The organism is Cupriavidus oxalaticus (assembly GCF_038900635.1).
Lineage (GTDB): Bacteria > Pseudomonadota > Gammaproteobacteria > Burkholderiales > Burkholderiaceae > Cupriavidus > Cupriavidus oxalaticus_B.
The window spans coordinates 1-1234 of record NZ_JAYMRX010000068.1; the positions used below are offsets into that span (position 1 = coordinate 1).

General features: G+C 63.8%; 1 protein-coding gene. It reads left to right on the forward strand.

What is annotated here, in order from left to right:
* Nucleotides 1-120: 120 nt before the first annotated feature.
* Nucleotides 121-1234 (forward strand): ISL3 family transposase (locus VSR71_RS34950; RefSeq protein WP_342917903.1); only part of this gene is annotated, 1114 nt, incomplete at its 3' end.

Here is a 1234-nt window from a genome sequence, read left to right on the forward strand (position 1 = left end):
GGTTCATCGCCGATCTGCGTGACCGCTTAGAAACAAAAAGGGCCAACCGCCCACCGCTGTTATCTTGGAGTTGCGACACAACAAGAAACAGGAAGGTGGGGGTTGGCCCTACGCGATTGTATGGCCCAGCTTGGCTGCTGGGAAGGCTATCGCCTGCGCGATAGCTGGGAGGAAACCCGTGACGGACAGCGTTTTTGCCTCATCCGACTGGAGCCCAAGGCGCGTCGGCGCCGGTACTGCAGTGGGTGCGGGCACGCAGTCAGCGCTGTGCACGACTGGGCCGAACGCCGGGTGCGAGATCTTCCCGTATTCGAGATGCCGGTCGAACTGATCGTGCCAAGGCTTCGTCTGGCGTGCCGGCGGTGTGGGCCCAAGCTGGAGCGCCTGGACTGGCTGGCCCCCTATGCGCGGGTGACAGCACGGCTGGCCGCGAGCGTGGCGCGGCTTTGCAAGGTGATGTCGCTGCGCCATGTGGCCGCGTTTTATCGGCTGTCCTGGACCGCGGTCAAGCGGATAGACCAGCGCCATCTGGAGCAGGAACTCGGACCGGTGGACCTAAGCGGCGTCACGGTCATCGCCATGGACGAATTTGCGATCCAGAAAGGCCATCGCTACGCGACGGTCATCGTCGAGCCGTCGAGCAAGCGGGTACTTTGGGTGGGCCGCGGGCGCTCGCGCGAGGAAATCCGCCCGTTCTTCGAACTGCTCGGCCCTGAGGGATGTGCCAGGCTACGTGCAGCCGTCATGGACATGAACACTGCCTACGATCTGGAGGTGCGCATGCATTGCCCGCAAGCCGAGGTGGTCTATGACCTGTTCCATGTGGTAGCCAAGTACGGGCGGGAGGTCATCGACAGAGTTCGCGTGGACGAGGCGAACCGTCTGCGCGGTGACCGGGTGGCTCGCAAGGTGGTGAAATCCTCGCGCTGGCTGCTGCTACGCAACCGGGAGAACGTCAAACGAGAGGCCGACCAGATCCGGCTCGAAGAGCTTCTGGCGGCCAACAAGGCGCTGATGACGGTCTACGTGCTCAAGGATGATCTCAAGGCCCTGTGGGATTACCGGCACCGCGGCTACGCCAGGCGATTCTGGGAGGACTGGTACGAGCGCGCCATGAGCAGCGGGATCGAGCCGCTGCGCCAGTTCGCCCGGCGGCTCAAGCCCTACCTGCCGGGCATCTTGGCCCACACCCGCTGGCCCTTGGGCACGAATCTGGTCGAAGGCATCAACAATC